Here is a 26,231-nt window from a genome sequence, read left to right on the forward strand (position 1 = left end):
CTGATTACCGCCCCGACGAACCGCAGCTGATGCCTCCCAACACCGTTGCCACGATCAACGGGACAAAGTGTATCCGGGGTTATGGTGACTCACCACTTGAACGGACGGCCAACTCGATCTCGGTTATCGTCTCGACTGGAAAACATGAAGGGGGCACAGACCGCGTGAACAATGTTACCGGTGAGTCAGATTCGTCCGGCGAACGTCGACGCAAGGTACGCCGGCGCTTGTCAGACGAGGAGGTCGCAGCGCGAAACAAGAAGCGCCGACGCATACAGATCGGCTGCGGTGTCGGCGTTCTCGCGGCAGTCGGATTTGTTGGCTGGCTTGGATACGAAGGCCTGCAAGCAAAGTCGAATCTGGAGAAGGCACAGGATTTCGCCATGCAGGCGAAAGATGCGTTGCTGTCGGGTGATACCGAGGCCGCAACGCGCACAGCCGGCGATGCCGATCGCTACGCCCAGGAGGCGCAGGGTTCGGTTGATTCGTTCCCGTGGCGCGCGGCAGGCGCGGTTCCATGGTTGGGCAGCCCGTTCGACTCCACGCGCCAAATGACCACCATTGTGACTGGTCTCACAGCAGATGTTCTACTTCCTGCGGTCGACGCCGGCAGCGCAGTCTCCCCCGATCAGTTGATTCTCGACGGCGCACGGATCAACCTCGCCGCCCTTCGCGACGCCGCGCCGGTGCTTGAAACGACGGCTGCGGCCATCACAGACCTCGATGTGCAAGCTCAAGAAGTAGACGGTACATACATCGGCTTGCTCAACGATGCACGGATGGATTTACAGGACCAAGTGTCCGAATTGTCTGGCCTGCTGAACAATACGTCGACGGCCGCTCAGATCGCGCCCGCAATGTTGGGCGCCGATGGGCCACGAAGCTACTTCATCGGATTCCAAACGAACGCGGAGGCGCGTGGCACGGGTGGGCTGTTAGGTGGCTTCGCTGTCGCCCGAGCGAACGATGGCGCGGTACGCGTCGATGACGTATCCCGACGCGATCTCAAACCCGAGTACGCCCCTATCGATCTTGGTCAAGATTTCAAGCAAGCCTATGGTCACAGTGGCGCGACGACTCGCCCAGTCAATAGCAACGTGAGCTCCCACTTCCCATATACGGGACAAATCTGGCAGTCGATGTGGCAACAAGAGACCGGTGAGCGCGTAGACGGTGCGATCGCCACCGACCCCGTGGCGCTGAGCTATGTCCTCGAGGTGGTCGGCGCCGTCACGCTGCCCGACGGCGAGAAAATCACGGCAGACAATGTAGTGGAACTGACTGAGTCGACCGCCTACTCACGTTTCGGCGATGACCAGGCCGCCCGTAAGGACTACCTTGAACTAGTTGCCAAGACCGTGGTTGCGAAGCTGACTGGCAGCATCTCCAATCCGCAAGCACTTCTCGAAGCGCTCGGACGCGCCGTCAACGAAGGTCGACTCGCGATCTGGAGTGCAACCCCTGCGGAACAGGAGATCCTTTCAACCACCAAGCTTGGCCACGTCGTGCCTGACGACGCCGCGCCGTATGCTGGCGTCGTTATCAATAACCTCGGTGGAAACAAGCTGGACTACTACCTGAAGCGCGAAATCGACTACACCGCAGGGCCGTGCGATACGGACACCCGCGAAAGCTCAGTAACCGTTCGTCTGACGAATGGGCTTCCCGAAGGGAAGCACACGGAATATGTCGCAGGGATGTTCGAGAATCCGATCGACGCGCCATTCGGCACAAACCTCTCTGATGTCGGCCTTCTCGCGACCGAGGGAGCCAAACTGAAGAGAGTAAAGGTGAACGGTGCCTACGCCTTCGCCTTCAACAGCGCTGAGCGCGGGCACCCAATGTTCAACGTGCAGGTACCCATACCCCAAGGCGAGACAGTTGAGATCGTCTACGAACTCACCGAGCCCACCAACCCCGGCCTGGCGCGTGTACCCATACAACCACTTGTCGACGAACCCGTTGTTACAACAGCTGTCCCAGCATGTGACTGAGCGCCTTGCTCTCGATCTAAAATCGCTAGTGCGCATCGTGGCCACGAGCAACTCGACTCGCGGCCACGATGCATCCGGAAAAGTAGCACCTGGCTAGGTTCGGATCGCATCTACATTCTCGCGGTACCAGGCGATGGTCGACGCAATACCTGAACGAAGATCGATCTTTGGCTCCCAACCCGACTCGCGCAGTTTGGAGACGTCCAACAGCTTCCGAGGCGTTCCGTCAGGCTTACTCGTATCCCACTCGGTCTCTCCGAAAAAGCCGATCTCTTCAGCAACGATCTGAGAGATCTCCTTGATCGTCTGATCTTCGCCGGTGCCAACATTCACTTGATCTGCGCCGTCGTAATGCTCCATCAGATGCAAACAGGCCGACGCCATGTCATCGACGTGCAGAAACTCGCGAAGGGGAGACCCTGTCCCCCAGTTCGTGACAGTGTCGATCCCGTCTCGCCGTGCCTCATCAAAACGTCTGATGAGTGCCGGCAGTACATGCGAACCCTCGGGCGAGAAGTTGTCACCGGGTCCATACAGGTTAGTGGGCATCGCGGAGATCCAGGGCAACCCATACTGCCTGCGGACCGCCTGCACCTGAAGGATGCCGGCAATCTTTGCGATTGCGTACGCATCATTGGTCGGTTCCAGATACCCGGTGAGGAGGTACTCCTCCTTGATGGGCTGCGGGGCGAGTTTTGGGTAGATGCACGAAGAACCAAGAAACAACAACCGGTGTGTTCCATGTTCACGTGCAGCATCAAGGACATTCACCTGGATCCGCATGTTCTCTGACAGGAAGTCCACCGGATATGTGCTGTTTGCGAGGATCCCGCCCACCTTGGCTGCAGCGAGCACCACGTTGACCGGCCGATGTTCCGCGAAGAATTCAAACACGGCATCGCGATCACGCAGGTCCAACTCAGTGGATGATCTGCCGATCAGACTCTGAAAACCTCTTTCTTCCAGTCGGTTCCAAATTGCCCCGCCCACTAGTCCGCGATGCCCAGCAACGTAGAACGGTGCCGCTCGATCCAGAGGACCAGGAGCAAAAACCGCAGACATCAGTGGATCTCCCAGTCTGGGTGGGTGGGCTTATCAATCCATGGTCGACCCTCGTGAGTCAGTGCCTCGATGTCAGCGTCCACCATGATCCGGGCAAGCTCGGGTGTGTGGACCATCGCTTTCCAGCCCAGCTTGTCCCGAGCCTTGCTTGGGTCACCAATCAACGCGTCGACCTCCGTAGGACGGAGGTATCGTTCATCAAACTTCACGTGCTCTTCCCAACTCAGTCCCGCGTGTTCAAACGCAACCTGAAGAAAATCTCGAACCGAGTATGCCTGCCCCGTGGCCAAGGCGTAATCGTCGGGCTCATCGGCCTGAAGCATGCGCCACATGCCCTCGACATACTCCGGCGCATATCCCCAGTCACGCACTGCATCAAGGTTTCCCATGTAGAGGTGCTGCTCGACACCAGCGCGGATACGAGCGACGGCACGGGTGATCTTGCGCGTCACGAACGTCTCGCCTCGTCGGGGAGACTCGTGATTGAAAAGAATGCCGTTCACCGCGAACATCCCGTACGCCTCACGGTAGTTCTTGGTGACCCAGTACGCGTAAACCTTGGCCGCACCGTAAGGGGAACGCGGGTAGAACGGCGTGTCTTCGTTCTGAGGCGGCGGGGTAGCGCCGAACATCTCGGAACTCGAAGCCTGATAGTACCTGCATTCGATACCGGCAAGGCGAACTGCCTCAAGTAGACGAATCGACCCAATTCCGGTTGTATTGCCCGTATGCTCAGGCTCGTCAAAACTCACCCGAACATGAGATTGCGCACCAAGGTTGTAGACCTCGTCTGGACGGATCTGCGACAAGAGCGTCACAAGACGAGCTCCATCACTGAGATCGCCATAGTGCAAGAACATTCTCGCCTCTGGCATATGCGGATCGACATAGAGATGGTCGATTCGCGAAGTATTGAACGTCGACGATCGCCGGATCAGTCCGTGGACCTCATACCCCTTGGACAGCAGAAGTTCCGCAAGGTACGAACCATCTTGCCCAGTGATGCCTGTAATAACTGCGCGCTTCATAGATTCCATTTCTCCCACCCTGAAGGACAACGACACCAAGGCTACTCGCGTCTGCACAGTCACGTTCGCTACAGACCGACATTGCGCGAAAGCATTGGTAGGATTCCAACCGATCGCACTTGAGACTATTGACACTCAACTGCATCTACAGATCCCCCATATTGAATCAGTACGTGGGACTACCTGCAACTCGACCATCCAAGACATACAACACAACACGGCCACGATGTTCGAGTTCTCAACGAACACTCAACCTACTAACCAGAGGATCGAAGCATGGACAATTCCGAAACCCCAACACCCAATAACTGGAATCTTCGAGAATTCACTGGAATCGGCTATGACAAGGGAGGAAGCAAACTGCGGCAAATTACGTGGATGCTGATCTCAGGCACAGTGTTCACCCGATGGTGGTGCCCTGCCTCCGTCAGAGTTGCGATATTAAGAAGATTCGGTGCACGCATCGGCGACGGCGTTCTCATTCGACACCGCGTCCAGATCCACTGGCCGTGGAAGCTTTCGATCGGCGACGGCACGTGGATCGGCGAAAACACGTGGATCTTAAATCTGGAAGACGTTCAAATCGGAAACAACGTTTGCATTTCTCAATCAGTATTTATATGCACCGGCAGTCATGATAGAAAGTCGCCTACTTTCGAATTTGATAACGCACCGATTTTGATCGAAGACAATGTCTGGATAGCCGCGCAAGCTACGGTGCTGAGGGGTGTGACGATCGGAGCACGATCGACCGTCGGCGCGAGAGTGCTCGTCGTCAAGGACCTAGCTCAAGAATCGATAGTCACTGCACCGATTGGAATACTTCACAAGGAAGAAACTATTTGAAACGCTCTCATATCCAACCTACGCGCCTTCAATAATAGAATTAACCCTCACAAGCACTGGTTCCAGCCTTCTCGATGCGCTCGCCATCGCTTCCTGGATGCGCAACGCCTCATTGCTGCCAAGGTCTAGAACAACCTGTCCGCCATTCTCGCAAAGATTCACAGCTTGCGGGTACAGTATCTCATCGAGACTCGCATGGAGCTTCTGTTCATTTTCCGAATCGACGATCACTGGTATAGCCCCCTTCCGGGCTCCCAATATGAGAACATGCAAACGGTCGCTCACAACACCTGCACAGCGCGAGTAACAATCTTCAATCCGGCGCTCCTGCTCAGAATGGTGAATTTTTTCAGGCCAGTCTAAATGTTCAACCCCCAAAGCCTCAGCCCATTCAAGATGACCACGGCGGTCTTCTCTGACTTGGGTAACAAATATCGGCTTCAATCCGTAACTCTCGATGCAGCAGACGAGGCTCTTCAATGCCGGTTCGTCAACCGTACGATCATGACGCAGGGACACTCCGACATAGGCCCGATTTTTTTCCTCAAAGGGATCCAGACAAGCAAATCCTAAATCAGGAAAGAACTCAGCGCGACCACCAACTATACGGCTGGATTGCGAATCACGCGTTGTATAAAGCTCAGAAAACTTGGCCATGGCCTTTTCCGCGCGAAGCCGCACCCCCGGCGCCCCTCTCAATGCGCGGCCAAGGACTATCGAACGGTTTCCCATAATTCGATTCAGGGCGATCATGCATGCGACGCCGACTCGTTTTATAGCCCCAACAACGCCTCCAGAGAGACTTGCAGGGCCCGGAGTCATAATAATCAAAGCGTTGCCGACCACTGCTGCTCGCAACAAGCGCCATAAGAACCTCGCCGGCGAACTGGTGATTGTCCAGTCACTAGGGAGCTCAAAAGCATTTACGTAGCCGGTGGGCATCGACCCCCTGTAAACGACTGCAGCACCACCACCCCGTTCTATTGCACGAGTGATCTCCCGTCTTATAAATACATCTCCTAGATTACCCTGCGCTGCCGCGATACTCAGGAACACCGATCGCACGTATTGACCTCCTATCATTCGCCCAGAGAAACACCAATTGAACGAGAACTTGAACGACATAACTGCCAGCCAGCGCAAACCCCGCACCCAGTACACCGACCCAAGGAGTAAGGAGCATAATTCCAAGCAAACAAACCAGAGTCGTCCCACTCGACACCACCGCAACAGCGCGGGCGTGCCCCCATCCCTGCATCAGAGCGCCAAGTTGAGAAGCGATCGCCGCAAACACGAGACCGCCGCAAACTATCTGAATTACCGGAACGGCCGCATCGAATTCCTCGCCGAGCACTACAGGAACAACGAAAGGGATCACGACGGCAAGGGATGCGTAAAGAACTGTGGTAAACGCAGTCAGAATCAAAACGCTCCGAACGAGCGCCATCTTATTTTCGCCACCGGCACGTGTAGCCGCCGGCATCAACACCGCGGCAAAAGAAGTTGGGATCATGCGCAATGGCGTGGTTAACCGACTTGCTGCACCATAGTATCCCGCCGACACAGGGCTTGCGATAATAGCGACCAACGCTGCGTCGAAATTTCGGGCCTGCGTCGCAAGAGAATTGAACCAATAGGGGCGCGCCGCTCGCAACAGCTCAATCGAAGTACCACTATTTCGCGCTGAGACCGCTCTATTTAGCATCATCACTGGAGCACACGCGATAAGCGAGGAGAGTGCCAATCCCGTTGCATAAGCCAACAACGCGTCGACACCCCAATAGTATCCACCTAGCAATATTACAAGAGCAAGCGATCGGCGAAGCACTAGCGAGCTCGCATTTTGCCACGTATTCCCGTCAGCGAGCGGCACACCCAGCCAGGTTTCGACCTGCCTATCAGCCACTACCCAGACTGCGAGAGGCACAAAGGGAAGGAACATCCCGTCCCAAACTGAAAGCCCGCACGTGACTAAAACCAGAATCGCACCGACCAGTACATTAATTTGGCCGATGAGTCGCAATGATCCACCTACCGAGCCATGCCACGCATTCTGAGCCCTCAACCGAATTATATATGTGGTCAAACCAAAATCTATAAAAGTCTGTATTATGAGCGCAATTCCGTATATGCTGGCAAATAGACCGAAACCTGAAGGCCCTGACCATCGCGCTAAGAGCGCCATACTTCCAGCTTGGAGAAGTGCACCAGCAAGCCGGCCTAGCAGGACCCATGAGAACTGCTTGGCCAGCCCGGAATTTGCGTTTCTCTTATTCAAACCGCTTCCTCGCCGTTTAACGGCAGCGCCTGCTCCCGCGGAGTAGTTCCAAGCGGACACGGCGCTCATTACTTGCCCACTCGGAGGCTGGAGTATATAGGTTCTAGTTCCACGTCACTATTCATTGCTGAACTCGTTCAGTCGAAGGGTCAACGAACAGATATCCCTTTCCGATCTCTCAACTTCGAGAGTTTGCAGACCCATTCCTCGAACGCGTCCACGGCGGTCTCCATAGTCAGGTGTGACTGCCTGAACTTCCGCCCAGCTTCGCCTAGCTTCGTGGCTAAACCGGCGTCGCTTGCCAAAGCATCCACACCGTCTAGAAGGGCCTGGGGATCCTCCGGGGCAACCTGCATCCCACCCCCCGAAATTTGAATTTCGCTCGCAGTGACACTGTCCGCCGAAGTAGCCGCCAATACCGGCCGTCCGCTCGCGAAGTAGGATGTCAGCTTGCTTGGAACTGCCATTTCCGCGAGGGATGCACGTTCGTTCACTAACAGTATGTCGGCAGCGTTTAGTGCCGGAAGGAACATTTCATCCGACAAGGGATCCACAAAGTCAATGTTTGCACAGTTTTGGGATATTGCTTCCAACTGCTGCCGTTGGTTGCCATTGCCCATCAACACAAATCTGACAGCCGATTCCCCCTTCTCAGCCAGTCGAGCGGCCTCGACTACTGATTCGAGCCCCTGCTTCATCCCCATGTTCCCAGCATGCAGCACGATTGTTTCTTCAGAACCCCAACCAAGCCGCGAACGTACTTCGGTCGGCTCCATCGAAGTCAACCGCTGCACGTGAGACCAATTTCGAATAACAGTCGTGCGATCCGCAGGTATACCTAACTCGCCCACCACGTGTTCTCGAAATCTATCGTGGATGACCACAATCCCGTCGGCCTCTCCCAAAATCCGCGCTTCCAGGCTTGCAGCCAAGGAGGCAGAACGACCGGACATAGCACCTGTTTCGCGAACACCCAGCCCATAGAGATCTTGCACCCAGATCCCGACGCTCGGACTCCTTCGCATCAGGCGCCTGCGTGCCATAACGGCGCCGGCGCCAATAAGAGCAGGGGTAACGCACACGACAACGTCAGGCTCCCGCCACTTGCTCGCAGCTAGGCGTGCACCAAAGCTAGCTTCCATGTGAACGCGCCCAAAGGTGCCTGCGTGGGCGGGGACGAAGTGCCGCATCCTCTTAATGCTGACTCCTTCTTCAAACTCCTCGACTGATAGCCCTGTGTATCCCTGCGCGATCTGCCATTCAGGGTAGTGGGGATATCCAGTGAATACCTGGATCTCGTATCCTCGCTGAGCCAGGCCACGCGCAAGTCCTGTTGTATACGGAGCAATGCCAGTGGGCTCCGGGGCATAATTGAGCCCAAAGATCGCCACGCGGGGTTTGCTACTGTTCATATCTACCCTTACAGTTTGAAACGCTAACCAGATGTCTAAGTGTCCGTCGTCAACGCGGGGCGACCTTCGCTAGTCCGACTCGGACGGAAGTCTCTTGCGTACGAGCGCCAGGTGCTCTGCGCGGGTTTCCTCGTCCTTGAAGCGCAATCCCAAAGCACGCGCAGGGACACCTCCAACTATCGCGAACTCGGCTACATCCTTGGTCACTACAGATCCAGCGCCGATAACCGCACCTTCTCCGACTGTGACTCCACTAAGCACCACTGAACCTCCGCCAATCCACACGTCGTCACCAATAGTGACTGAATCACGGTCTGTCTCAGGTCGGTCCCCGGACCATGTGGAATACAACATGGGCACACCCAATTCGTCGATCGCATGGTCTTCGCGACCGACTATCTGCACGCCCATGCCAATCATGACAAAGTCGCCAATTTTACCATCAACCTGAATGATCGATCGCGGTCCCACACTCACATGCGATCCGATCTTTAGGCCGTGAGGGGCACTTATAATCGCTCCGCGACCGGCGCTAAACTCGTCACCAACCACGACGTTGCCGAAGACTGCCAATTTATTTAGAACACGTGTGACAGACTTTCTGATCGGCGCCGGCAACCTCGATCGATTCTTCAATTGGAGTCCTCCCGAATAGGCCATCCATCAGGTCCCAGTTCACTAGGCTTGTTCGTCAACGCGTCCCAGATGCCCTGAGCCATTCCTTCCGCCGAGTAGGTGCCGCGCACCTGACGGGACAGGCGCTCCCGATCAACGGGACTCGCCGCCAATTTACGTGTGTAGGCAACCATCTCTTTAGCTAGCCCACCTACCGAAACGGGAGTGAAGCTTTCCATTCCGCCGAATCGTTGCAGTTCTATCTCCGGCGAGTGTGGAGCGTCCTGAGCGTATAGGACAGGAACGCCGAATCCGAGACTCTGTGTCAGGCTCAAGCCAACGTATCCGGGAGACACCGAGAATAATGTTTCAGCGTAAATGTCCCCGAGCGCCGATACATCGTGCACTTTTCCGAAGAACCTGACGTGGTCTCGGATGCCGCGGAGGGTTGCGGTTCGAAGTATCTCTTCCTCGAGCGAGCCGAATCCCACGATTTGGAGAAACATCCCCTCGCACCACAGTTTCGAATCCGCAAACGCATCGACAAGAAGGTGCACGTTCTTGGCTTGTTCAAGCCGTCCGACGTACAGAATCCCACGCCTATCTTCATCACGTGTCTCGATATCACGAGCCCGGTATAAGGAGTTTGGCGCTACCCATACCGGAATATCTGGCAACTCCGCTCTTGCGGGAACCACACTGTCGTACCCATACAGGATTGTTCCGTCAGTAAACTTGCGCAACAGAACTCGAAGTGGCGCGGTGCGGGACTCAGGTCCGGAGCGGGGATGCAAATGACCCCACGCAAGCGTGCGACGCTTCACGAGGCGCCTCAACCCTGCGATAATCCACGCGGTGAGGCTCCTCGGATTCAGATCAATCACTGTGACTTCAGCATTGATTGCGTCGCGCCAGTTGCCGACCTGAAGAAGCACACGGTCGCCAGCTAAGCCGAAATTTTTAACTCGCTGAACAATATCAACTGGAAGGCCAGTTCTTACCGTACGGTCCAGATGCTGCTCACCAGCGAAGATAGTAATATCTTCACCGTGGCGGACCATCAGTTCCCGAACACATGCATCGCGATATACAGGTACTACCGCGAGATATAACACGTACTTACCGGAGGTCGATTCACGCACGCGCGGAGCCCCCCTCTGCATGGTCATCGCGTCCGCCTTCGATTGGCCTTCGCCCAAGACCGCGATAACGCCACCCTGCGTTAGCCCATCGCGATCCGTCCAAGCAGTTTCGGCCATCCAATATCGTACGGTTGCGAACCACTATGCCGATTTCCACTGGATCGAGGTCTTTAAACTCACGCCACTCAGTAAGCACCATCACCACATCCGCACCCTCGCATGCCTCAAGGGAACTCGACGCGTAGTTCAGGGTGGGAAATATCGCTCTTGAGTTATCCATAGCCTTCGGGTCGAAAACATTGACCGATGCGCCTTGCAATTGAATCTGACCCGCAATATTGAGCGCTGGGGAATCACGAACGTCATCTGAATCGGGTTTGAATGCCGCTCCAAGGATCGCTATTCGACTACCGAGCAGGGACCCGCCAACAGCCTCACGGGTTAGTTCCACCATTCGGGTACGCCGCCGCATATTAATGTTGTCGACTTCGCGAAGGAAGGTTAGAGCTTCGTCTGCGCCGAGCTCTCCAGCACGGGCCATAAATGCGCGGATATCTTTGGGTAGGCATCCTCCGCCGAAACCGATTCCCGCGTTGAGAAAGCGTCTACCAATTCGCACGTCATGTCCTATAGCGTCCGCTAGCACGGACACATCAGCACCGGCTACCTCACATACCTCTGCCATCGCATTGATGAAAGATATCTTCGTAGCTAAGAATGCGTTGGCCGCAGTCTTGACCAATTCCGCAGTTGCCAAGTCTGTTACGAGCAACGGAATTCCCTCGTCCAGTAGGTCACTGTAAACTAAGCGAGCGATATCCTCAGCGTTTCCCGGGTCGACAGAATCGACGCCGAGTACCAGTCGATCCGGGTGGAGCGTGTCTTGAACCGCGAACCCTTCTCTCAGAAACTCAGGATTCCAAGCAAGATCGACATCCACCCCCGCCGGCACCAATTGCCGCATCCTGGCGCCAAGCCTCTGTGCGGTACCCACTGGTACGGTGGACTTACCAAAAATCGTTGTCGACCTCGTCAACAGTGGAACGAGTTGCTCGATTACTGAGTCCACGTAGGTGAGGTCCGCAGCATACTCACCCTTTCTTTGCGGCGTACCCACTCCAATAAAGTGGATGTCTGCAAAGTCCGCCGCTTCTCTATACGAAGAAGTGAACCGCAATCGACCTGACTCAAGATTGCGCTTCAGAACCTCCTCTAGGCCTGGCTCGTAGAAGGGCACTTCACCAGCTTCCAGCTTAGCCAGTTTGCTGACGTCGACATCGACCCCTAACACCTCATGACCCAGTTCCGCCATACACGCTGCATGCGTTGCGCCCAAATAGCCGGTTCCAAACACAGCAATACGACAACTCATGACACCGCTCCCGAAGACGCTTGTAGATGATTCTTGTAGACCATGACTGCACAACGCAGCCACCTGACCACGCTTCCGCAACTCACGCGCACGCGAGTCCGCCAGCACCGCAGATATTCGCGGTACGATTGCGCATTGACAAAGCGACTGAAAACATTCGTACCCCGCTGTTCTTCAAGGTGCACCTTCACATTGATGGAAATCAGACTCGTCATGTCGTGACACCCGCTTCTACCGGGGATACATTCGCTTGTTGAGGTTCACGGGAGATATGACCGAGAGAGGCCCATGCAAGCAAGACCGGAAGCCAGTAGTCGGGCTGCTCAAAAAATGCGGATGTCAGGGCGAAGCCCATCATTGCTACGAGCAGGCCAGCAGCGAGACCGGACTCGCCAATCCACATCGATCTTAGTGCAACTATCGCGATTGCCCCAATTATCAAGGCAACCGAAATCGCCAGTAAGAGTCCACCCTGAAACCATGCGCGAAGAAATATGTTATGCGCCACCGTGATTCCGTCGAAAGTAACCCCGCGTTCCGGGGACAAGCCTACGCCGAACAATGGTTCGCGCGAAATACTCGACCACGCAAACTCGTATGTTCGCAATCGGATTCCCCAGGTGCTTTCAGCAGAAGTCTGTCCAGTCACCTGCATGAATCGATCAGCAGGCGTCCGAAGGCTCTCCGAGAAGCTTGTTAGTGAAAGTATCAGCCATGAAAGTAGTCCAATAAATATTCCAATGCGGAGGACATTACTCACCCGGTCCCGAATGCACACTGCGAGTACCAGGATCCCGAACGCCCCAGCAAGCAATGAACTCAGACTACCCGTTGCTAATAGCCCCCCAATATTGAGAATTAAGATCACGGTAACCGAAAATATGACCTTACGCCGACGATGTTGCGTAAGCTCATAAACGCAGATCAAGATGGCGACCAATGCCAGTACACCGAGAGTATTCGGATGAGCGGCGAGGCCCGGAGCGCGACCCTGCGTGACGGTCGAGCCCAATATAGTCACGCCAGTAACCTGCAAGATCCCCGCCGACGACGATAACGTCTGGCCGACCAGAAACGCCGCACCAACATTTCTGGTAAACCGAACGTTTCGTTCGACCATCCATCTCATCGCGAATGGCCCCACTCCAATAAGGAGGAATAGTTGGGCCCCAACATACAGATTTTCGGAAACGACCGCGTTATCGGTCGCGGTAACAGTCGCGATCAGTGCGCTGAATCCAGCGAACAACCAGACGGCCGGAAACATGGGTCGAGAAACACGTCCAAGCACGAGAGAAATGGAGATCAAGCCCAAGACTGCGACGAACCACGCGAGCTTCAGCGATACCGGAAGCACTCGATAGACCGGCAGGACAGCGGCGATGCAGATCCATATGAGGGTGAATCCGGCGCACTGGGATCTGGGGTTCAATACCCGATTAGATGTCCGAATTTGGGTCACGTCGGATACACCGCCCCGTGGTGGTCCAGACTCTCGGAGTCGACCCCTCGGTTGCTAGCCCGCAGCCTTTCCCCAGGCTTTGCCCTGCTGATTACTTTATTCGCGATCCAGAGCAACGGAGCGGAGAAGAACGGTAGGTACACGAAAATATAGCTATCGAACTCGATTCCGAGAGTCAGATACACACCCAAATGGAAGAAGAGTATTATCGCGATTCCCATCCTGAAGAGGATAGGAAAAAATATGAGAACGATCAGCCAGCCCTCTACCAGTATCGTGGCGTAGTCCAGGAGCTTCCAAAGCCAGTGCCAATCAATCTCGAATACTTGAGTAGTTAATGGGCCGACCTTAGAAGGATCTTCGATATCGCGGGAAACAAATCCGCGGGTGGCCTGACGATCGGGGTCAAGCCACCCTGATACTGCTTTTGGGAGTGCCGCAGTAAATAGCGCAAACGCGACTGTTCCACCCCAGAGGAGGATAGGCAGACCTCTGGTCCTGCCAACATTCGTTCCACGATTTTTGCGCAGGCGGGAGTCCACTGAAAGCGCTGCACCCCAACCAGCTGCTGCCATCCCGATCGGTAACAACTCGAAGAGGATGAAATGATCTACTTTCCCGAATGAATTGGCGATCCCAGCACCAAGTATCAGAGTTATGGACAGTCCAACCGAAACTTCAATTGTCCGAAAACCTACGAGAAGAATAACCGCAAGGATAATTTGTGTCACTTCGATTGCGGTCACAAACCCTGGAGCAGGCGGCTCCGATATTAAGGAGAAGGGTCCTGGCGCCGGCTGATAGAAGGCGTCCGGAATATCACTCGTCCATGAGTAGTCGAATGGACGAAAGATGACGTAGAGAGCGAATGCTATCCGTATGAATCCAAGATAAGTCGCATCAGCGCGATACGCGGTGCACAGTCGGTCCGTATACTCTGCGAGAAATTCAACAAGACCCCGGCGGTCATTGGGAGTCATAGCTTCACCGTCGCAATTTCACATTCTGAAGGAGCGTTAGCTGAACCATCAGTGATATCGATTGTCTTCTGCCACCAACAGAATTCAATCTCGGCTGCGTGTTGATCAGCGACTCGATCGGCGCTGCGTGACAGCCAGTCTATTACAGCTGGATCTGATGACCTAGGATTCTGCTCCCCCTCCGCAGTCGGCCGGAAGACATAATCCAAAGAAGGTCGTGCCGCAGAATAGCGGAACTCGCTTGCTAAGTCGACGGGGTGCGCTTGAACTTGCCTCCCATCGACCAGAGTGATGGTAATAGCAAGTCCGGTACTCGAGAAATGACCGCTCGAACTTGGGGCATCGCCAAACCCTGGCATTCTGACGGAAGGGTACGGCTCGGGCCGGGTCGCGAAGGACAGCAGACCCTGAATGCCCAATAGCAGTGCGAAAGCCACGACCACGAGTAACTGTCGACGTTTTCTCCTGCGTTCGGACTCGTGCTCTAAGCTCGATGCTTCCATACCTCTGCACCCCCGAATGTAGCTACGGTCAAGAAAAATAGGACTTTTACTGGGGTCTCTGAGCCTGCCGATCCGCGGGCTGTGCGCACCGCGTTCCGAAAGCCCCGCACATGTATCTGTGACTCTCCCTTAAATACTCCCAAAGGCAAGCGGGCGAACCGCCCATCACCGTATGGACTCAGAAACATTGGCCATCGGGGCTGATCCAAACCAAGAACTGAAGTGCGAGGACTCCGAGGAAGACTGATCTGATGCTGCAGCAACGACAATCTGCGCGTCGACGCATACGTACGCCGGGCCAGGTGCGTGGTCGGGATTGTACTCCCCCTGCTTTTCTTTTTTATGAGCTCCGCCATCGCGGCAAACCGCACAGACGATTCCAGCAGTTCGGAAGATTGGCCGACTTGACCCGCAGCTGTCGGTTGCCGCTTATCAACCGTTCCCATAACGCTACGCTCAGTCCTCACATATATCCCCTCCCCGAGATACTCCTGCCCTTCCACCATCCTCTGGCGTGCAGAACGACGGTGAAGAGCGAACCCCCGGCGATCGCGCTGGTTCCACTGCCGCGGTTGCGTTGTCGTTGCTGCGTCGGCAAATCCACGTTTTCTAACGCCGGCCAAGGCAGATCACGGACGATCGAGCACCTTCATCCGATCGACACGACGCAACTGCACGCGGTGCCTGCCGCCTACCCGTGTTCAGATCTGCTTACCTCCTCAAGTATTCAAGCGCAGCGAGCGCAGCGTTGAACCCGCACATCCCATGCGCTCCAGCTCCGGGCGGTGTTGCCGCGGAGCATAGGTACACACCAGGTATCCCAGTCGAGTACGGATCGAGCGCGATCCGTGGACGAAACAGCACTTGCAATGGATCGTTCCCTCCGGTCACCACGTCGCCTCCGACGTAGTTGGGGTTGTGGAGTGCCATCCCATGCGTGCTACGCACATGTTTTGCTCGAATTGTGTCCCTGAAACCGGGAGCAAATCGTTCGATCTGCGCTGTAATCATTTGGGTGGCGTCCCCGCTATAGCCGCTCGGCACATGGGCATACGCATAAACGGGGTGCAGCGAGCCAGCCGCTCGTGACGGATCGGCTTGAGACTGTTGACCTACGAGCACAAACGGTCGCGCGGGCATTTCGCCACGATGCACCTGCCGTTCCGCGAATGCGGTTTCTGCGAGAGAACCCACGACGTGGACTGTCCCCGCTCGACGAGACGGCTCATGCTGCCACGGCACTCCCTCCTCGACCGCATACTCGACCTTATAGACACCTGGACCATGTCGGTATCTTCGATACGCTCGCGCGATGGCGGGAGGCATCCTGTCTCCTGCCATGTCTGCTGCGGCGGACGGAGTCGTGTCCAGAAGAACAAGATCGGGCGACCCCAACTCATCAAGCGACTCCACGTGAATCCCGGTCTCGACGCTGCCGCCATATTCATTGAGGATTGAGACCATTGCCGACGCGATAGACTGCGAGCCGCCCTGAGCTACCGGCCACCCATATGCGTGTGCTGCAGTCCCAAGTGCGACCCCGATAGCCGCAGACATTGGCGAAGTGAACGGACGAAATCCGTGCGCAGCGACTCCCGCGAATAGTGCCTTACCCTCGGAGCTTGAGAAGCGACGTGCTAGGAGCGCGGCAGGCATGGCAGCGTAAGCGCCGAACCGGGCGAGCATCCAGGGGTGCCGCGGCACATGCAGCATTGGCCTCAAAAAGTCTTCTGTGACGGCGCCAAACTGTGCTGTGGCGTTACTAAAAACGGCACTCCACGCGCGGCCATCAGGGCCAAGATTGTCTGCAGTAGCCGCGACAGACCGGTATGCCGCGGCTCCGCCACCGCCATCGAGTGGATGAGCGTACTGCACCTCCGGCCATAGCCATTTCACACCGTGCTCAGTGAGATCGAAACGCCGAGTGAATGGATTGTCGGTTGCGAGGGGATGAAATCCGCTGCATTCGTCGTGTACGAGGCCAGGTAGCGTCAGCTCAGCACTTCGCGTACCACCCCCGACGGTCGAAGCGCCTTCGAGCACACGGACGTTCACTCCCTCTTCGGCCAAGAGGACCGCAGCAGCAAGTCCGTTAGGCCCGCTACCTACAACCACAGCATCCGTCACTTCACAAGCTCCGAACAATCGAAAGAACGTCCGGCCGAGGGTGGCCGTTGATTGGGGCACACGGTGTCGTCCAACTCAGGGCGCGAACAAGATTGGACCGCAATCACTGTCCCGTACAAGGCTGTCTCAAACATTGCTAGTAGGCGCCATCTTTCGCAAGCACGGCCTTGACGGTCTTTCCGATAATCAACACATCTGAGATCATCGACCAATTCTCCACATATGAAAGGTCCAGTCGCACCGACTCATCCCACGACAAATCCGAACGACCTGACACCTGCCACAATCCGGTCACACCCGGCCGTACCAACAACCGCCGCTTCACGCGCCCGTCGTAGTTCTCCACTTCGCGTCGCAACGGCGGACGGGGTCCAACCACGCTCATCTCACCGCGCACAACGTTGATGAATTGCGGCAGCTCATCAATGCTGAACCGCCGAAGCACTCGGCCAACCCTTGTAACGCGAGGATCCTCGCGCATCTTGAACAACAGGCCGGCGCCTTGGTTCCGCGCAATCAACGAATCCACCAGTTGGTCTGCGTCGGTCACCATCGACCGGAACTTGATCATTCCAAATGGTTTGGCGTCCAGTCCAATTCGCTCAGACCGATAGAATATCGGTCCTTTGTTGTCCAGCTTGATCGCCAAAGCCACCACCCCAAAAACGGGGGTCAGGATCAGGAGAGCTGCAATGGAGAAGGCCAGATCGAAAAGCCGTTTGCCGCTGCGCTTCGCACCGTGGTAGCTGGGCTTCTCCACGTGGATCAATGGAAGCCCAGCAACCGGACGCATCTCAATTCGCGGACTTGCCACGTCGACGACACCGGTTGCAACCACTAGATCCGCATTGTGCGGTTCGAGTTTCCATACCAAGTCCTTGATACCTTCGGGACCGAGGGTCTCAGTCGCAGCCACCGCAACCGTGTCCGCGCCCGATGCACCGAGCGCCTCAACGATGGAGTGTTCATCACCGAAGATCGGCACCGGCCGGCCGTCGACATCGATCTCTTCCCCGACTGATCCGGAATACGCCGGAACACACACCCCGACAACCCGATACCCGTCGGTGAATTTGCGCTCAAAAGTACTGCTTAAGTGCCGCACTGCACGCGCTCCGCCCACCACAAGCACAGAGGTCGTGTATTCTCCTCGGTTACGCTTACGGGCCACCACTTTTCGCCAGACCCAACGACTGAGCAACAACCCCAATAGACCGACAGGCAAGGCAATCGCCAAGTATCCACGCGCCAATTCCAGCCGGAACACCAGCGCCACTATCGCAATGAACCCGAACAGCCGTAGAGTGCCCGAGACAACCCGTTGATACTCGTCATAACCGGCACCGATCACGCGGCGTGACCGCGTCCGGAATATCCGCAGGTTCACCATCCAAGCAGCTGCCAAACCCACCGAGATCAACGTGTAGTTCAACGCGCTGACTGGCTCCATCGTCAGCCAGTTATCGTGACCAAACCGCACCACGTGCGCCAAGAACACGGACAGTAGGACCACGACGGCATCCGTCCAGAACAATTGACGTGCGTACGCGGACTGCCATGTTTGCCTGCTCGCTGTGGAGCCTGAGCTCCGCGCAGCGGTAATCGAATTTGCGCTGGTCACACCACCTTCGGAAGCGGACTTCCGCTTCTCCCCGACGGCAGTCACCGTGAACCGACCCTCATTTTGTCTCCTCCCCGAGACGTGCATATTTGCTTGAAGGCTGACCTAGTCGCGCTTGCAACCCTCCCCGGTCACATCGCGCGTACTGAGCCCGCCCTGTGGCGTCTCGAACGCCATCCTGCGCAGATAGCGGCGCATCGCTGCGCCGTCATCCACGATTGAGACTGTAACGTTACTTACCTTCCGAAGCAGCCTGAACGCATGTCCAGTTCAGCCTCGTCTGTAAGCTGTTCCGTCGCAGCATCTTCGTGATACCCCGAGATACGGCATTTCAAGCCTTACGCCCTCATCTAGCGGAATACCACTGGCCGTCCACGTTTTTCGTTCCTCACTCCAGTTAGCGCGGTTCAGCAATCCGCCATACACTTCATTGACCGAAGGTGACCGAAATCGAGCAATCGAGCCTAAACATCCATTCGGTGAGATGTAACTCACAATTTTTGCTAGCGAAGTTTCCGGGCTGGAACGTCGGTTATCGGACAACTTTCACAAACTCGACTGGGGAGGCGAGGTTCCACAATGGAAGCAAACGCAGGGGTGCATACGGCATTCCGCACCGCGGTAGTACCAGCAGCAGGGATGGGGACTCGATTCCTGCCTGCGACCAAAACTGTGCCGAAGGAGCTTTTGCCGGTGGTCGACACCCCCGGCATCGAATTGGTCGCGTGTGAAGCCGCGGAGTCTGGAGCATCACGGCTCCTGATCGTTACTTCACCGGGCAAGGACGGCGTGGTGGCCCATTTCGTCGAAGATCTGGTGCTCGAAGGCCACCTCGAAGCCAAGGGCAAGCATCACCTGCTCGAGAAGGTCCGTCGCGCGCCGAACTTGCTCGAGGTGGCGTCCGTCGTTCAGGAAAGGCCGCTGGGTCTCGGTCACGCCGTCGGATGTGCGGAGCAGTCTCTGGCCGACGACGAGGACGCCATTGCCGTCCTTCTACCCGACGATCTCGTCCAGCCGTCGGGGATCCTGGAGACGATGGCCCGGGTGCGTGCAGAACACGGCGGGACCGTGCTTTGCGCCATCGACGTCCCGAAAGCACAGGTGAGCTCGTACGGGATCTTCCACGTCGAAGAGGTGCCGGGCGTTGCTGATCCGGACGTGATGAAGGTGCTTGGCATGGTTGAGAAGCCGCAGCTCGCCGATGCACCGTCCACATTGGCAGCAGCCGGCCGCTACCTCCTCGATCGACAGGTCTTCGACGCACTTCGTCGCATCAAGCCCGGCGCCGGTGGCGAGCTGCAATTGACCGACGCCATCGCCTTGCTTATCGAGGAGGGGCATCCCGTTCACGTGGTGATTCATCGTGGGACCCGACATGACCTCGGTAATCCCGGTGGTTACCTGCGGGCCGCAATCGATACTGCGCTGAACGGCGACGAATACGGACCGGAACTGCGCAAGTGGCTCCTCGAGCGGCTTGAGCTGAGCTACGGCAAGTAGGCGGCGGTCCCGATAATCGAGTGGGGCGGGCGAGGAGCGCATGTTGCTCTCTCGCCCGCCCCACTCGATTGCCCAGCTCAGGCGGTCGTCGCAATAAAGACCTGCGAATCGACATCTTCCGAGGAAAGGGTCGCAGTTGCACCTGCGGGAAGCCAGATCGATTCACCCTGTGCGATTTCGAAGCTGGAACCAGGCGACATGCTCTCCACGCCATCCACCGCGATCTCGCATGCACCTTTCGTGCACAGCAGAATCTGCGGGCCGTCAGCCCAAGTGCGGGCGACTGATGATCCCCTAACGCTGCTTGGCCTGATTTCGATTCGGCGCAATTGAAACTCGGGGGCTGGCGTCGAGTATCGCAGGACGCCCTCCTGCAGGAAGGTCGTGAGGGGAACTGGACGGATAATCGGTGGGGCGATCGACTTGAAGCGGACAACGTCCACCAACTCGCTCCGGTCGATGTGCTTGTTGGTCAGTCCCCCACGCAAGACGTTGTCCGAGTTCGCCATCATCTCGATGCCCGTACCCCGCAGATATGCATGCAGGTGACCTGCACCGAGGTAGACGCCCTCTCCCGGTTGCAACGTGATCCGGTTCAGGAGCATGGCAACAAGGACACCGGAATCGCCTGGATACTGTTCGGCCAGATCGATGACCGTCTGCGATTCTTCTACGAAGTCACCGTCAAGGAATGCGTCGAGGTATCTCCGGCACGCTCCAACCACAAGCATGGAAAGCTCCTGTGCCTGAGCATTCTCCAGGCTCAACCACTCCTCGAACAAGCCACGGAGACCATTTTTCTCCAGACACCGTGCGGATTCAGCTAGTTCCGGCAGGTCCAAAGCACCGAAGAGAGCGCGAGTTCTCTCCACATCGCGAAACCCTGTCAGGGCATGAAACTCAGTGAGCGCAACGAGCAGCTCGGGCTTGTGATTGTCGTCCCGATAATTGCGCATCGGCGAATCGATGGGTATGCCAGCGGCATTTTCGCGAGCGAAGCCAGCGCGTGCTTGCTCGAGGGTGGGATGCGCCTGGAGGGATAACGCCGTCTCCGCGGCCAGGACCTTGAGCAGGAAGGGCAACCGAGCACCGAACTCATCGACACATTTCGATCCCAGCGCCGACGTCGGCGATCTGTCGATCACATCCGACAGGAGTGCACCTGTCTCCAACGTAGACGGGCTCTTCGGATGTGCGCCCAACCAGAGCTCGGCCTCGGGGTGGTCTGTCGGACAGGGCCGGCGTGTCAATTCGGCGAGTGCAGTGCGAGAACCCCACGAATAGGGCTGGATGGTTCCGCTAATGCGCTGTGCTGCGTAAGGGCTGGGATTCGTGCCTGGAATCTCGACATCCAGTGGGACTTCTGGGTTTGTGTCGACGCTACTCAATCGTTCCTCGATCCCCTCGATCGCGTATACCTCTGACATTGGCCTTGACCTCGACTGCGCGGCTATTTCTCTCGATGGCTGCAGGGAGAATTCCGGAGTGGTCAGCAGACTGCCGAACCCCCTGCACGACTGAGGGGAGGATGTCGTGCAGGTACCGCCAAATAGAAGCAGGCCCGGCGTTCACATGTCGGGCATGTTCATGCCGACCGTCGAAGACGATCCTATGCGTACGGCTGCACCGCCGCGACTCGGACAACCCCGTAGAAATCGTTGACGCTCGCCACCGCCGGTGACAAGATGATCAATCACGCGACGAACGTGTGCGAACAACTCAAAACAGATGGCCCGCCGCGACTGGCATCGCGACGGGCCGGATGTCCGACTGAATTGGGAGTCGAACGTGCCTCAGCATACCTATGTGCAGGTGACATCGTGAGTATCGAAGCGATCACCTGGACTCTCGAACACGCAGCTATCCCCTCCCCCACTCCACCCGGCATGCCGTCGGCGCCGGCATTGACGTTGGTGCTTTTGGGTTTGGCCACTCACGCCTCAAGATGTGGCGAGGACGCCTACCCGTCGGTGCGGACCCTCGCCCGCTACGCCCGGATGAGCGAACGCCAAGTGCAGCGCTGCCTCAGCACACTCGTCGAACTCGAACTCATCACCCGCGGCGATCAGGAACGGGTCGCGGCGACGATCTCGCGCGAAGATCGTCGACCCATCTGCTACGACCTCTGCATGCCGCGGGGCGACGCCCTGTCACCCCGTCCGAAGTCACGGGGTGACATGCGAGTACCCGACGGGGTGACAGCAGAGCACGAACGGGGTGACACTGATGTCACCCGAACCGTCCTTGAACCAAGAGATAAACCTGCCGCACCGTCGCGCACGGAACCTCCCGCAAGGACAGGGCCCGCAGCGCGGCAGCAGCATCCTCGAATCGACGACCTGGCCGCGGCGTGCCGCCGGGCCGGTCTCACCGCACGGTTCGACACCCTCAGCGCCGAGAAAGCCACGCTGATCGCCCATGCGGTCGACGTCCACGGCGTCGATGCGCTCGTGCGGGTCGCGCTCGAACGGCATCGTCCGAGCGACCCGGCCCGCTCGGCAGCGGCCTGGATCTCGATCTGGCAGGAACTCAGGCCACCGCGGCCGAAGCTTCCACCCACCTGCGGTCAGTGCGACGAGTACGGGTGGCTGCCCGACGACGATCTCGGCAGAGCGGTCCGCTGCTCGTGTCGGCGAAATGCGTGTGCGAAATCCGTCAAGCCTACTTACGCCGCAATCTCGAAAGTTTTGCGAGAACCTCAGCTGCCATACGTATTTCGTACACCGCCGACCGAACCTCTGGCTGGCAATCACACATGGCAAACCGCCCTTGCATCCAGTCGTTGTTGACGTCGGACCGCCGTCGATACCACCCGCACATCGAGATCATTCTGTCCTCGCTTGCGACTGCTCATCACCGTTGCTGGGGTGCATTACCGGCCTCGGGCTCCGGGCTCGGGCCGTCCGGCGAGGCGGGCGTGACATCCGAGGTACTCGACGTGGTGGACGGATCGTCGGTCGTCGACTCCTCGGGAGCCACGGCAGGGTGGGTTGGGGTCGGGGCAGGCGCAGCTTCGGACGGAGGTGCGGCAGGGACCGTGAATGTCCAACCTGCAGTGCCTGCCGGCCGAAGCATCACGGCGGAAGCAACCGGAGAGGAGCCGAACGTGATCCACCCGGCGTAACTCGAAGCCGGTTCGAGCACCTGAGGCAGAGCGGTGCGTGTGGGATCGCACCCACCTGACGCGGGCCCGACTGCCGCAATACTGCCGTCAGAGAGAACCGCCCGGAAGTCCTTGGATATGAGCGTGTTCCATCGTGATTCGTCGGCCTGCGATGAAGTACGCACGCTCATCTGCACAGCGATCCCACACCCGGGTTCGTTGCGCACTGCCGTGACGGTCGCGGTACCGAGCTCGGTGCCGTCGGTGGCAACGAGAGCGAAAGGTTGTCCGACCCCGACGTAGGTGGGCTCGGTCGGGCCGGGTGTCGGCGCTGGAGCAGGAGCCGGAGCGGTGTCGTTCGGCGGCGCAGGGGTAGTCGTGCCTGTCGGTGAAGCTGCCGGCGTATCGGGTGTAGGCGAATCTGCGGGAGTAGTTCGCTCCGCGGACTCCTCTGCGGTGGCGGTACCCGAAGTCGAGTCCGTGGCCGCTTCACCGGCCGGTGATGTCGGCGTGAGGGTCGGCGCCGTCTGTGTGCCCGGTGCGGACGAAGACAGCTCCTTCCCGTCCCCTGAGTCGACGGTGCCTTCCTCGGGCGTCACGTCTTCCTCCGCGAGGACGTCGAGCACCGTCGGAGTTTCACCGATGCATGGCGTGACGGCAGCGGCGTCGTGGTCACCGGTTCGCTCCGGAGTCGAGTCGGTGACGGCGCCGGCCGCTGAGTCGGAAGCTGAGCCCTGATTGTCGTCGGACAGGGCCTGGCCGTTGTGTTCCGTATCGCCGACGCGAATTTCGTCCCGACTGGGCTCGATGCACGTCTCGCTCGAGTCGTCGGGCTGAGCGAGTTGGGCAGCAAGCACGTCAGCGTGCACAGGCACCGAAACGGTGTGCAGTCCCGGTTCGGGCGGGGTCGACATTCCGATGCCGCATTCGGCGTTGACCAGCAGCATGTCTACGCGCCACTGCACGGTGCCGCTGACCCTACCGGTACTGCTGGCGTGCAACCACAATTGGGATTTCGCCTGGTTTTGACCTTCTACTCGCATGTGCCGGAGGGTTGCGTCGTATCGAAACCCGGGGGATGTGGCGGTAGCAGATCCCTGGGCGTTCGGCGGTGGGATCGGCAAGGTGGCACCACGTACGTTGAAATTGCCGCCGGTCAGGCGGGCTACGCCGTTCTGCCCCGGCCGACAGGCTGCTGTCGCAGCCACCGGTGTCGGGTTCGTGCCAGTGCCGTAGGACATCATCACGCCCAGGCCGCCGAGGGCGGTGATGCGCAGCGTATTGGCGAGTGAGGCCGCATACGCTCGTGGCGGCGGCGAAGTACTCGGCGGCGGTGTGCACTCGTTAGGAGTAGTGATCTCCGAGCGGCTACAAGATCGGCCCTGCCCTTCCGTGGAGACCACGCCGAACAGCCCGGGATCTCCACCTTGGATCCAGCCGCTGTCGACGAACTTCAGTGGCCGCTGTGCGTCGGTGAACGAGCGGACCGGTCCGAATTGGTCGACGCTGACCAGTCGGTCCACCCGCCCATGTGTCGATATGGCGCGTGCATAGACTTTCCCGGCATCCTCGCTGGTGCGGAACACCGACCCGCCGACAACGCGGTCGCTCCAGGACGCCATCGTCTGCCCGACTACACCACCGTTGGCCAGTATCAGGGCAAGCCCGCACAACAGCCCCACAGCAGCGACACCGAGTCGGCGTTGTCGAAGTGCGATCATCGCTGCGCACCCGGGATATTCGGTGTCTGGTCGGCCTGCTCGTCATCGGTGCGACGAGGCCAGAACGCCCACAGCACCAGCGCCGACGCACCGATGGTGAGCGACCCGAGGACATACGGGTTCGACAACCACACCACCGCATGCGCCAGGTCCGGCACCGACCACAACACCTTGCGGACCTGCTCCACGCGATACATGCCGGGGTCCGGTCCGGGGTTGGCGTCACCCTTCATTTCGATCAGCGCTTCACCCGCCCCTTGCGGATGCACTGCGATGACGCGGTGGGTGACGGGCAGTTCGCCGGGACGATCGACAGTGACGACATCACCGATGGCGATATCGTCCGCCGAGATCTCCTGCACTACTGCAAGCGATCCGGCAGGGATGGTGGGCGACATCGACCCGGTCTTGAACATGATGAGTGAAATATTCAGCAGCACTGCGGCAATGACGAGAACGACGCAGACCACCCCGCCGAGGGCGAGCAGGTTCATCACTCCGCCCGCAAGGTAGGACCCCAGCGACCGTCGCTTCGCGCGGGAAGCGCGGGCCGGGTGCTCCGACCGGTGAGTTGCGGAAGTATCCGCCATCGATTCACTCCTGTTTTGGGGCCGAGACGCGCGCCATGGTCAGTACCGAGATGTGCGATGACCGCCCCCGAAGGAGCTGGTCATCGCACGCGCGAGTTGGTTATTCGGTGCTGGTCGCGGCGAATTCCCACAGGATCGGATCCGACGTCTGGTCGCTGGCCTCGAGGGTGGCGTCCGCTGCGAGCTCGGCCGAGAAGCACACCCAGCGGAACCCCGCGGCTCCCACAGTGGTGCTCAGCATCGGTGTGGAAGTGGCACCGATAGTGGTACCCGCACCGAAAGCGGCGGTTGCGTCGCAGGCGGTAGCGGATTCCCCGGAGCCGGCATCGGCAACGGCAACAGTGACGAGTCCGGCCAGCGGTGAGGCGTCAGCGCTCTCCTTGGACAGCGCGATGTCGGCGCCGAAGTTGCCTTCGACTTCCTGCAGGCCGACCAACTGGTAGACCGGTTCGCCGGGTACCAGTGCCTCGGCCTGCTGGGCGAAGGTCATGGTCCCTGCGGTTTCGGGCGTGAGGTACTCCCCCCAGGTGGCTCCGTTGTCGAAAGAGCCTTGGATGTTGAAGTCACTACCGGTGGTGCCGAATTGCGAGCTACCCCACACGGTATCACTCCACGCGGCGAGCGTGATGGCCGCGCCGACACCGAGGACGAGCCCGGAGGCGAGGACAGCGCGGATCTTGCGGCGTTTACGGGTCTGGTCGACAGAGGTCATGTCATTCATTTCTCTACGGAGACGGAAATCGGGCAGGCATGCCATCTGAGATATGGCGATTGCGGAGCTGATTGTTACAGGAAAAATAAACAGCTCGTTATGACTTCGCGCACCAAAAGGAGATCAGCGCCTTCGAGTGCCGCAAATATTCCCTTTACCCGCA

General features: G+C 58.1%; 20 protein-coding genes and 1 pseudogene. 4 read left to right on the forward strand and 17 right to left on the reverse strand.

The window, feature by feature from the left end:
* Nucleotides 1-164: 164 nt before the first annotated feature.
* The gene (locus ACFWCF_RS01305) at nucleotides 165-1,994 is read left to right on the forward strand and encodes a DUF4012 domain-containing protein (protein WP_378556146.1); all 1,830 of its coding nucleotides are present in this window, start codon (nucleotides 165-167) and stop codon (nucleotides 1,992-1,994) included.
* A gap of 93 nt (nucleotides 1,995-2,087) precedes the next feature.
* Here the strand turns inward: ACFWCF_RS01305 and ACFWCF_RS01310 are convergent, their stop codons facing one another.
* The gene (locus ACFWCF_RS01310; protein WP_378556149.1) at nucleotides 2,088-3,056 is read right to left on the reverse strand and encodes a GDP-L-fucose synthase family protein; all 969 of its coding nucleotides are present in this window, start codon (nucleotides 3,054-3,056) and stop codon (nucleotides 2,088-2,090) included.
* Nucleotides 3,056-4,084 carry a GDP-mannose 4,6-dehydratase gene (gene gmd, locus ACFWCF_RS01315; protein ID WP_378556664.1) on the reverse strand — a complete coding sequence of 343 codons (1,029 nt, stop codon included), beginning with the start codon at nucleotides 4,082-4,084 and terminating at the stop codon, nucleotides 3,056-3,058. Before gmd ends, ACFWCF_RS01310 begins: the two co-directional genes overlap by 1 nt.
* 276 nt (nucleotides 4,085-4,360) lie before the next feature.
* On the opposite strand from gmd, the gene ACFWCF_RS01320 reads away from it, so the two are divergent.
* Nucleotides 4,361-4,930: a putative colanic acid biosynthesis acetyltransferase gene (locus tag ACFWCF_RS01320; protein WP_378556152.1), complete on the forward strand. Its 570-nt coding sequence runs from the start codon at nucleotides 4,361-4,363 to the stop codon at nucleotides 4,928-4,930.
* 18 nt (nucleotides 4,931-4,948) lie between these two features.
* Here the strand turns inward: ACFWCF_RS01320 and ACFWCF_RS01325 are convergent, their stop codons facing one another.
* The 11 genes and pseudogenes from ACFWCF_RS01325 to ACFWCF_RS01375 form a co-directional block, all read right to left on the reverse strand.
* Nucleotides 4,949-6,055: a polysaccharide pyruvyl transferase family protein gene (locus ACFWCF_RS01325; protein ID WP_378556155.1), complete on the reverse strand. Its 1,107-nt coding sequence runs from the start codon at nucleotides 6,053-6,055 to the stop codon at nucleotides 4,949-4,951.
* Nucleotides 5,955-7,277 carry a lipopolysaccharide biosynthesis protein gene (locus ACFWCF_RS01330; RefSeq protein ID WP_378556158.1) on the reverse strand — a complete coding sequence of 441 codons (1,323 nt, stop codon included), beginning with the start codon at nucleotides 7,275-7,277 and terminating at the stop codon, nucleotides 5,955-5,957. The genes ACFWCF_RS01325 and ACFWCF_RS01330 overlap by 101 nt, the downstream gene beginning before the upstream one ends.
* An 80-nt stretch (nucleotides 7,278-7,357) precedes the next feature.
* A complete protein-coding gene (locus ACFWCF_RS01335) occupies nucleotides 7,358-8,620 on the reverse strand; it encodes a glycosyltransferase (RefSeq protein WP_378556161.1) in 1,263 nt (420 codons plus the stop codon).
* 69 nt (nucleotides 8,621-8,689) lie between these two features.
* The gene (locus ACFWCF_RS01340; protein ID WP_378556693.1) at nucleotides 8,690-8,827 is read right to left on the reverse strand and encodes a hypothetical protein; all 138 of its coding nucleotides are present in this window, start codon (nucleotides 8,825-8,827) and stop codon (nucleotides 8,690-8,692) included.
* A 3-nt stretch (nucleotides 8,828-8,830) separates the two neighbouring features.
* A pseudogene (locus ACFWCF_RS01345) lies at nucleotides 8,831-9,280 on the reverse strand (acyltransferase); the annotation flags it as partial.
* Nucleotides 9,253-10,404, reverse strand: coding sequence for a glycosyltransferase (locus ACFWCF_RS01350; RefSeq protein WP_378556164.1), 1,152 nt, complete (start codon nucleotides 10,402-10,404; stop codon nucleotides 9,253-9,255). The gene ACFWCF_RS01350 and the pseudogene ACFWCF_RS01345, both read right to left, overlap by 28 nt.
* Nucleotides 10,370-11,749 (reverse strand): UDP-glucose dehydrogenase family protein, encoded by a 1,380-nt coding sequence (locus ACFWCF_RS01355; protein WP_378556167.1) that lies wholly within the window; start codon nucleotides 11,747-11,749, stop codon nucleotides 10,370-10,372. Before ACFWCF_RS01355 ends, ACFWCF_RS01350 begins: the two co-directional genes overlap by 35 nt.
* Before the next feature lie 211 nt (nucleotides 11,750-11,960).
* Nucleotides 11,961-13,181, reverse strand: coding sequence for an O-antigen ligase family protein (locus ACFWCF_RS01360; protein WP_378556170.1), 1,221 nt, complete (start codon nucleotides 13,179-13,181; stop codon nucleotides 11,961-11,963).
* Between the two features lie 26 nt (nucleotides 13,182-13,207).
* On the reverse strand, nucleotides 13,208-14,191 hold the full coding sequence (locus ACFWCF_RS01365; protein ID WP_378556173.1) for a hypothetical protein: 984 nt from the start codon (nucleotides 14,189-14,191) through the stop codon (nucleotides 13,208-13,210).
* Between the two features lie 1,214 nt (nucleotides 14,192-15,405).
* Complete coding sequence (locus ACFWCF_RS01370; RefSeq protein ID WP_378556175.1) at nucleotides 15,406-16,821, reverse strand: phytoene desaturase family protein; 1,416 nt, start codon at nucleotides 16,819-16,821, stop codon at nucleotides 15,406-15,408.
* 136 nt (nucleotides 16,822-16,957) lie between these two features.
* A complete protein-coding gene (locus tag ACFWCF_RS01375; RefSeq protein WP_378556178.1) occupies nucleotides 16,958-18,529 on the reverse strand; it encodes a sugar transferase in 1,572 nt (523 codons plus the stop codon).
* Between the two features lie 492 nt (nucleotides 18,530-19,021).
* Between ACFWCF_RS01375 and ACFWCF_RS01380 the strand changes: the two genes are divergently transcribed.
* Nucleotides 19,022-19,942, forward strand: a complete 921-nt coding sequence (locus ACFWCF_RS01380; protein WP_378556181.1) for a UTP--glucose-1-phosphate uridylyltransferase — start codon at nucleotides 19,022-19,024, stop codon at nucleotides 19,940-19,942.
* 77 nt (nucleotides 19,943-20,019) lie between these two features.
* Here ACFWCF_RS01380 and manA read toward each other — a convergent pair whose 3' ends face one another.
* Nucleotides 20,020-21,369, reverse strand: a complete 1,350-nt coding sequence (gene manA / locus ACFWCF_RS01385) for a mannose-6-phosphate isomerase, class I (protein WP_378556184.1) — start codon at nucleotides 21,367-21,369, stop codon at nucleotides 20,020-20,022.
* Between the two features lie 393 nt (nucleotides 21,370-21,762).
* Between manA and ACFWCF_RS01390 the strand changes: the two genes are divergently transcribed.
* Nucleotides 21,763-22,731 (forward strand): helix-turn-helix domain-containing protein, encoded by a 969-nt coding sequence (locus tag ACFWCF_RS01390; protein ID WP_378556187.1) that lies wholly within the window; start codon nucleotides 21,763-21,765, stop codon nucleotides 22,729-22,731.
* 64 nt (nucleotides 22,732-22,795) lie between these two features.
* Here the strand turns inward: ACFWCF_RS01390 and ACFWCF_RS01395 are convergent, their stop codons facing one another.
* The 3 genes from ACFWCF_RS01395 to ACFWCF_RS01405 form a co-directional block, all read right to left on the reverse strand.
* On the reverse strand, nucleotides 22,796-24,766 hold the full coding sequence (locus ACFWCF_RS01395; RefSeq protein WP_378556190.1) for a hypothetical protein: 1,971 nt from the start codon (nucleotides 24,764-24,766) through the stop codon (nucleotides 22,796-22,798).
* On the reverse strand, nucleotides 24,763-25,356 hold the full coding sequence (locus ACFWCF_RS01400) for a signal peptidase I (RefSeq protein ID WP_378556193.1): 594 nt from the start codon (nucleotides 25,354-25,356) through the stop codon (nucleotides 24,763-24,765). Before ACFWCF_RS01400 ends, ACFWCF_RS01395 begins: the two co-directional genes overlap by 4 nt.
* A 100-nt stretch (nucleotides 25,357-25,456) precedes the next feature.
* Nucleotides 25,457-26,068: a SipW-dependent-type signal peptide-containing protein gene (locus tag ACFWCF_RS01405; RefSeq protein WP_378556196.1), complete on the reverse strand. Its 612-nt coding sequence runs from the start codon at nucleotides 26,066-26,068 to the stop codon at nucleotides 25,457-25,459.
* Between the last annotated feature and the right edge of the window lie 163 nt (nucleotides 26,069-26,231).

This window comes from Rhodococcus sp. NPDC060090, assembly GCF_042729855.1.
Classification (GTDB): Bacteria; Actinomycetota; Actinomycetes; order Mycobacteriales; family Mycobacteriaceae; genus Rhodococcus.

Coding starts and splice junctions, on each gene's coding strand:
- ACFWCF_RS01380 (WP_378556181.1), top strand. CDS start 19,022: ATGGAAGCAAACGCAGGGGTGCATACGGCATTCCGCACCGCGGTAGTA.
- ACFWCF_RS01325 (WP_378556155.1), bottom strand. CDS start 6,055: ATGTCGTTCAAGTTCTCGTTCAATTGGTGTTTCTCTGGGCGAATGATA.
- ACFWCF_RS01395 (WP_378556190.1), bottom strand. CDS start 24,766: ATGATCGCACTTCGACAACGCCGACTCGGTGTCGCTGCTGTGGGGCTG.
- ACFWCF_RS01330 (WP_378556158.1), bottom strand. CDS start 7,277: ATGAGCGCCGTGTCCGCTTGGAACTACTCCGCGGGAGCAGGCGCTGCC.
- ACFWCF_RS01355 (WP_378556167.1), bottom strand. CDS start 11,749: ATGAGTTGTCGTATTGCTGTGTTTGGAACCGGCTATTTGGGCGCAACG.
- ACFWCF_RS01320 (WP_378556152.1), top strand. CDS start 4,361: ATGGACAATTCCGAAACCCCAACACCCAATAACTGGAATCTTCGAGAA.
- ACFWCF_RS01310 (WP_378556149.1), bottom strand. CDS start 3,056: ATGTCTGCGGTTTTTGCTCCTGGTCCTCTGGATCGAGCGGCACCGTTC.
- ACFWCF_RS01365 (WP_378556173.1), bottom strand. CDS start 14,191: ATGACTCCCAATGACCGCCGGGGTCTTGTTGAATTTCTCGCAGAGTAT.
- ACFWCF_RS01335 (WP_378556161.1), bottom strand. CDS start 8,620: ATGAACAGTAGCAAACCCCGCGTGGCGATCTTTGGGCTCAATTATGCC.
- ACFWCF_RS01405 (WP_378556196.1), bottom strand. CDS start 26,068: ATGACCTCTGTCGACCAGACCCGTAAACGCCGCAAGATCCGCGCTGTC.
- manA (WP_378556184.1), bottom strand. CDS start 21,369: ATGTCAGAGGTATACGCGATCGAGGGGATCGAGGAACGATTGAGTAGC.
- gmd (WP_378556664.1), bottom strand. CDS start 4,084: ATGAAGCGCGCAGTTATTACAGGCATCACTGGGCAAGATGGTTCGTAC.
- ACFWCF_RS01350 (WP_378556164.1), bottom strand. CDS start 10,404: ATGACCATGCAGAGGGGGGCTCCGCGCGTGCGTGAATCGACCTCCGGT.
- ACFWCF_RS01375 (WP_378556178.1), bottom strand. CDS start 18,529: ATGCACGTCTCGGGGAGGAGACAAAATGAGGGTCGGTTCACGGTGACT.
- ACFWCF_RS01400 (WP_378556193.1), bottom strand. CDS start 25,356: ATGGCGGATACTTCCGCAACTCACCGGTCGGAGCACCCGGCCCGCGCT.